The sequence below is a fragment of the Levilactobacillus spicheri DSM 15429 genome (assembly GCF_001435095.1).
GTDB classification, from domain to species: domain Bacteria; phylum Bacillota; class Bacilli; order Lactobacillales; family Lactobacillaceae; genus Levilactobacillus; species Levilactobacillus spicheri.
In genome coordinates, this window is the sequence record NZ_AZFC01000020.1 from 45524 (window position 1) to 51142 (window position 5619).

Here is a 5619-nt window from a genome sequence, read left to right on the forward strand (position 1 = left end):
ATTGCCCGGATTACAGAAAGGCCGATCTTTGAGATCGTCGCGGTTCTTGCGAGGAGCTCAAAGTCGTGCCGGCTACGTTCCAGCCCCAGGCTGACCGACCGGTAGGCGCTGGTCTCGGCAACGTACCTGCGACCATCTTGCTCGTCGGCGTGGAGCGACTGCTTTCCACTTGGTCAACAACATTTCCCCAGCAAAAAAGGAGCTGGCCAAAGCCAACTCCTTGCAAGACACGTCACATTAAGCTGTTTGGGCCCGGTGCTGGGCAATCGACCGGTTGAGCCATAACGACACGCCCAACGAGATGACGGCGAAGACCACCGCTCCCCAGCCCAGGCTGGTCAAGCCGGCCGTGCTGAGAATGCCGGAAGCCGTCGCCGACCCCAGCGAGATACCGACGTTGAAGAAGATGGCGTTTAACGCCGACGCCAGCGCCGTGGCCTGCGGATAGCTCTCCTCCGCCACGTCCAGGAAGTGAATCTGAATCGGCGACCCGCCGATCGTCACCAACAGCGTCAGCACCATCAGCAAGGCGAAGCCGGTCCAGGCGTTCATCATCGCCACCGGGAACAGCGCCAGCAGCACGATGTCCACCACGTAGAACCGCGGCAGCCACCGCAAGCCGTCGTGTTCCGCCAGGGTCCCCGACAACCGGTTACTGATGATGCTCATGATTCCGATGGCCACCAGCAACCAGTTCAGCATGGTGGTGTTGAAGCCCAGGGTGGTCGTGATCAACGGCCGCACGTAAGTATAGTAGGCGTATGAGGCCGCGGCGGTAAAGAGAATCAGCGCCGCGCCTAAGTAGATGCGTTTATCGGTCAACAACACCAGCTGGTCCTTGATGCCCCCGGGCACCTGCTTGAGGTCCTTAGGCAATAACCACCCCAGGATCAGGCAGGTCACCAGGCTCAACAGGGAGATCACGTGAAAGGCGTTTTGCCACCCGAAATTGGTACTGATGGCGGTCCCAATCGGCACCCCGACGACCGAGGCGATGCTGAACCCGGCGGCCAGCCAGGAGATCAGGATGGCCCGCTTCTCCCGCGGGGCGATCACGTTCGCGATGGCGATACTCAGTGATTCGATGGTCCCGGCAACCACGGCGGTGATCATCCGCGCGGCCACCAGAATGGGAAAACTGGTCGCAAAGCCGGTCAGCGTGTTGCCAATCAGGAAAATCACCATCAGGGCCATGAACGTATGGTAGCGGTTGAAACGGTTGGTCAGCACGGTGATCAGCGGCGTGCTGATGGCGTAGACCGTGGCGAACACGGTCACCAGGTAGCCCACGGTGGCCACGCTCACGTTGAGCGAATGTGAAATGTCGGAGATGATGCCGACCACGATGAATTCGTTACACCCCAGCATGAAGGACACCAGGACGAATGAGGCCGCCTGCAATTGATATTTGGTCACAAACAGGGCTCCTTCCTATTGAAAAGTCTCTTAATACTCACTCTACCGCAATTAAGCGCGAAAGAAAACGCCCCATTCTCACGAATTTGATGCCCGAAAACGCACAAAACCGGGCGGCCCCAGCCGGGAGGGATTGGCCAGCCTGACGCTCGCCACGCCGGCACCCCTCGCCCTTGGGCCGCCCGGTTCGGAATATTCGCAGGGCTTAGTAGACCATCGAGCCCGCGTCCCGGGTGGCGGGATCACTGATGCCGATGGTTTCACGGACGTACAGCGTCGGGTCCGCGACGATCTTCAGAATCACGTCGGCCATGCTCTGGCGCGACCCGGAGCCCCCGGCGAACGGTTCACTTTCCCGGTTGACCACGTAGTCGCGGTTGTCCCGGTCATTCAGCCAGGCGAAGCGGGTCGTGGTGTAGTCCAGATCCGAGGCCCGCAACAGTTGGTCGGCGGCGTGCATCCCCGCCAACGACGGGCCAATCATCTGCTGGTTCCAGTCGATGAACGCCTGGTTCGGCCCCTCGTGGTTGATGCCAATCGAGCTCGACGCGATCAGCCGGCTCACCCCGGCGGCATGCATGGCGGCGATGACCGTGTGAGTCACCGCGTTGCCCGGCCGGCTGTCGACCGTGGCCAGAAAGACCAAGTCCGCTCCCTGCAGAGCCGTGGTCAGCGCTGCTTGATCCGTGATGTCTCCGTCGACCACCGTGACCCGGGGGTTCTGCTCCAGCTGGGCCAACCGGTGCGCGTTCCGCAAGAACAGCGTCAACGTGACGTTCCGAAAGGCCGGCTCCGCCAAGATTCGGTCCGTGACCAGGCGGGCGATCCGCCCATGAGCGCCCAAAATAACGAGTTTCATCATAAGTCCTCCCAATTCGTTTAAGTTGTCTTCATTTTAGGGGGTCGCGCCCCCACCCGTCAACGAATTGGGCCGAACATGGTATACTGAAAATAACTTACCCACTGGAGGCTTTTCCATGATCAAACCAATCGTCCACGACCCGTTACAACTCAGTACCCCAGCCGCCCCCGCCACGCCCCTTGACGCTGGCATCGTCACCGACCTGCTGGACACCCTGCGCGCCCACGAAGACAACTGCGTCGGCATGGCCGCCAACATGATTGGCCAGAACAAGCGTATCATCGTGGTCCTGATGGGCGTGCTGCCCGTCGCCATGATCAACCCGCAGCTGCGGCAGAAGTCCCAGCCGTTTCAGACGCAGGAGGGCTGCCTGTCGCTGACCGGTGAACGCCCGACCACCCGGTACCAGACCATCACCGTGGACTACTTAAACCAACAATTTCAGCCCCAACACCAACAGTTCAGTGGCTTCGTCGCCCAAATCATCCAGCACGAACTCGACCACTGCAACGGCATCGTCATTTAACCCGAAAGGAGTCTTGTTCCATGTCAGAAATCACTAAAATGTTAGCGGGCCAGCTCTACGACCCGACCGATCCCGAATTAGCCGGCCAACGCTTAGCGGCGCACCGCTTGTGTCAACAGTTCAACCAAACCTTTGAGGAGCAGACCGCCGACCGCCAGGCCCTGGTCGATCAGCTCCTGCCCGACCACCGTCCCGGGGTCTTTTTACAGGGCCCCATCTTCTTCGATTACGGCATCCACACCCACATCGGCCAGAACGTCTACGCCAACGCTAACCTGACCGTCCTGGACACCTGCGACGTCACGATCGGCGACAACGTGATGCTGGGGCCCAACGTGACCCTGGCCACGCCCCTGCACCCGTTGCGCTACCAACAACGTAACCTGCGGACCCGCGCGGACGGCAGCCAGTACGACCTGGAATACGGCAAACCGCTGACCATCGGAGCCAACTGCTGGCTCGCCAGCAACGTGACCGTGGCCGGGGGCGTCACGATTGGCGCCGGCAGTGTCATCGGGGCCGGCAGCGTGGTCACCCGCGACATCCCCGCCAACTCGCTGGCGGTGGGGAATCCCTGCCGGGTCCTTCGACCGATTACGGCCGCCGACACCCTCCCGGAGGACGAGCCGACCGACGCCTAAGCCGTTGCCAGGCTCGTCGTCATCCTTTAGAATGAAGGGATGTGTATCACCAAATCTGGCGAGCCCCCGTGGGTCGCAAAAGGAAGTCTCATCGTGAAAAAAATCGTCGCCATCTTCGGGTGCGCGTTCGTGGGGAGCGGGCTGCGCTACCTCCTGACGCTCCCGGGCACCCCGCACCACCTGACCACCCTGCTCATCATTAACCTCGTGGGGTGCCTGCTCCTCCCCCTCATCACCGGCGCCCTGCCGTTACTCGTCCCGGTCTCACCGGCCGTCGTGACTGGCTTGAGCGTGGGCCTCGTCGGCAGCTTCACCACCTTTTCCACCTTCTCGCTGGACAGCCTGCACCTGCTACAGGCCCAGGCTTACGGCCCCCTCGTCCTGTACGTGGGCGGCAGTCTGCTGGGCGGGTGGCTCGCGGCCAGCGCCGGTATCTGGCTGACCCAACACTGGGTCAAGGAGGAACGTGCCTGATGATTCTCTTAATCACCGTCTGTTTCGCCGGCAGCCTCGGGGCCCTGTGCCGTTACGGCCTGACCGCTCTGGGCAACCAGCTCTTCTTCGACACCTACTTACCCCTGCCGACGTTGGTGATCAACGTCCTGGCGTCGTTTCTATTGGGCATCGGAGCCGGCCTCTTCCCGGCCACCACGGTCGCCTTCCAGTTGACCAGCGGGTTTCTGGGCGGCTTTTCGACCTACTCGACCTTTACCAACGAATTCACCAACCTGTTCCACCGCTTCCCCCGGGTGGCGGCCAGCTACATCGCTTTGTCGGTGGTGCTGGGCGTCGGCGGGGCCGGCTTAGGATTTTGGCTCGTTCACTAAAAAAAGTGGACCCGGATTTTGACGATCCCGGTCCACTTTTAGTTTGCTGATAATTTCTGTAAAATGGTTCACTCGGCCGCAGGCGTCACCTTTTCCGGCAGTGCCTGCAGGAGCGTGGTGGCGATGATACACAGGCCGCCCACGATTTCCGCGCCGGTGATGGGCGTTCCCAGCAGAGTCACGGCCAGGACGGTGGCGGTCAGGGGCTCGAAGGCGCTCAGCATCCCGGTGGTGCTGGGGGTGAGGCTCTCGAGGCTCTTGAGGTAGAGCAGGTAGGCCAGCATGGTCCCGCCGATCACGATAAAGGCGATGCCGCCGATCACGGTCCCGTTTATCTGCGGCAAGCGGGTCGTGACCAGAATTCCCCCGAACGGCAGGCTGCCCACCAGCATGGCCCACCCCACGACCAGCCGTGCGTCAAAGGCAGCCAGGAGCCGACGGGGCAATAAGGTGTAACTCGCGGAGCTGACCCCGGCTAAGAGCCCCCAGAACAGGGCGCGTGGGGCCAGCGCCAACGACGTCAGGTGCCCGTTGGTGACCAGCAGGTAGGTTCCCAAGAGCGCGATGCCGATCGACAACAGGTCGATGCGCCGCGGCCAGGTGCGGTGGGCGAGGGCCAGGTAGATAATGATGAACAGCGGCCCCAGGAATTGCAGGACGGTCGCCGTGGGGGCGTTGCCGTACGCAATGGCCAAAAAGTAGGTCAGCTGCGACGGCACCATGCCCAGTAAGCTGAACAGAAGCAATTGGCCGACCATCTTGGGCTGCCGCCACAGTGCCCACACGGCCCGACCGTGCCCCGCGGCGTACCAGAGGAGCAGCAGGAGGCCGGCAAGCAATAGCCGCACGCCGGTCAGCCAGAGTGTCGGCACCTGGTAACGACTGAAGACCGCCTGGGCAAACGTCCCCGACGCTCCCCATAAGATTCCCCCACTGATGACTTCCGTTAAGCCTAACCGTCGACTCCGTTGCACGTTGCTCCGCTTCCTTTCTCCGTATCACTAAAAAACGCCGTCCCCGTGAGACGACGACGCGGTAAGCCACTTATTGGATTTGAACCAACGACCTCTTCCTTACCATGGAAACGCTCTACCTCCTGAGCTAAAGTGGCATAGGTCTATTATCACCGAAAAGGCGTGCCCTGACAATAGTTGACGCTGAAAAACTGGGTGGATTACCGGCGACTTGCTCAAGGGGCTGGCGGGTCGGATAGCCAGCAAGGCCGTCGGTAGCGACACCCTTAGTGCCCCGTCCCCGGGCCACACAGGGACAGCGATCCCCTCGAAAAACGGCATAAAAAAAGGAACTCATCGCTGAGTTCCTTGCGTTTGCGTGGCAACGTCCTAC

General features: G+C 61.3%; 7 protein-coding genes and 1 tRNA gene. 4 read left to right on the top strand and 4 right to left on the bottom strand.

What is annotated here, in order from left to right; genetic code table 11:
• Positions 1-237: 237 nt before the first annotated feature.
• The gene (locus FD37_RS07690; protein ID WP_045807213.1) at positions 238-1416 is read right to left on the bottom strand and encodes an MFS transporter; all 1179 of its coding nucleotides are present in this window, start codon (positions 1414-1416) and stop codon (positions 238-240) included.
• A gap of 205 nt (positions 1417-1621) precedes the next feature.
• Positions 1622-2275 carry an NAD(P)H-binding protein gene (locus tag FD37_RS07695; protein WP_225436352.1) on the bottom strand — a complete coding sequence of 218 codons (654 nt, stop codon included), beginning with the start codon at positions 2273-2275 and terminating at the stop codon, positions 1622-1624.
• A 118-nt stretch (positions 2276-2393) separates the two neighbouring features.
• On the opposite strand from FD37_RS07695, the gene FD37_RS07700 reads away from it, so the two are divergent.
• From FD37_RS07700 to FD37_RS07715, 4 genes are all read left to right on the top strand, one after another.
• On the top strand, positions 2394-2804 hold the full coding sequence (locus FD37_RS07700; RefSeq protein WP_056964592.1) for a peptide deformylase: 411 nt from the start codon (positions 2394-2396) through the stop codon (positions 2802-2804).
• Between the two features lie 20 nt (positions 2805-2824).
• Complete coding sequence (locus FD37_RS07705) at positions 2825-3445, top strand: sugar O-acetyltransferase (protein ID WP_056964594.1); 621 nt, start codon at positions 2825-2827, stop codon at positions 3443-3445.
• 93 nt (positions 3446-3538) lie between these two features.
• Complete coding sequence (locus FD37_RS07710) at positions 3539-3919, top strand: fluoride efflux transporter FluC (protein ID WP_045807217.1); 381 nt, start codon at positions 3539-3541, stop codon at positions 3917-3919.
• Complete coding sequence (locus FD37_RS07715) at positions 3919-4272, top strand: fluoride efflux transporter FluC (RefSeq protein ID WP_045807218.1); 354 nt, start codon at positions 3919-3921, stop codon at positions 4270-4272. The genes FD37_RS07710 and FD37_RS07715 overlap by 1 nt, the downstream gene beginning before the upstream one ends.
• Positions 4273-4340: 68 nt before the next feature.
• Here FD37_RS07715 and FD37_RS07720 read toward each other — a convergent pair whose 3' ends face one another.
• Positions 4341-5246 (bottom strand): DMT family transporter, encoded by a 906-nt coding sequence (locus FD37_RS07720; protein WP_056964596.1) that lies wholly within the window; start codon positions 5244-5246, stop codon positions 4341-4343.
• Between the two features lie 64 nt (positions 5247-5310).
• Positions 5311-5383, bottom strand: a tRNA-Thr gene (locus FD37_RS07725).
• Between the last annotated feature and the right edge of the window lie 236 nt (positions 5384-5619).

Coding starts and splice junctions, on each gene's coding strand:
- FD37_RS07695 (WP_225436352.1), bottom strand. CDS start 2,275: ATGAAACTCGTTATTTTGGGCGCTCATGGGCGGATCGCCCGCCTGGTC.
- FD37_RS07700 (WP_056964592.1), top strand. CDS start 2,394: ATGATCAAACCAATCGTCCACGACCCGTTACAACTCAGTACCCCAGCC.
- FD37_RS07705 (WP_056964594.1), top strand. CDS start 2,825: ATGTCAGAAATCACTAAAATGTTAGCGGGCCAGCTCTACGACCCGACC.
- FD37_RS07715 (WP_045807218.1), top strand. CDS start 3,919: ATGATTCTCTTAATCACCGTCTGTTTCGCCGGCAGCCTCGGGGCCCTG.